General features: G+C 50.3%; 1 tRNA gene. It reads right to left on the bottom strand.

The window, feature by feature from the left end:
* Nucleotides 1–76: transfer RNA gene (locus ACE5KN_RS31115), tRNA-Lys, on the bottom strand.
* Between the last annotated feature and the right edge of the window lie 226 nt (nt 77–302).

Here is a 302-nt window from a genome sequence, read left to right on the forward strand (position 1 = left end):
TGGTGAGCCATGAAGGACTCGAACCTTCGACACCCTGATTAAAAGTCAGGTGCTCTACCGACTGAGCTAATGGCTCACAACAAACACAGGATTTCATCCCTGAAGTTTTTTGCTACACGGAACCTCCGGGATACTCTCATTTCATGAGAGACTGCGAAGCTGATCCTTAAGAAGTAAGGCTCCGACGAACCCTATTTGGGTTCTCATCCCTGAAGCTATTACAATAGTGGCGGAACCGACGGGATTCGAACCCGCGATCTCCTGCGTGACAGGCAGGCATGTTAGGCCTCTACACCACGGTT

The sequence above is a fragment of the Paenibacillus terreus genome (assembly GCF_042138595.1).
GTDB lineage: Bacteria > Bacillota > Bacilli > Paenibacillales > Paenibacillaceae > Paenibacillus > Paenibacillus terreus.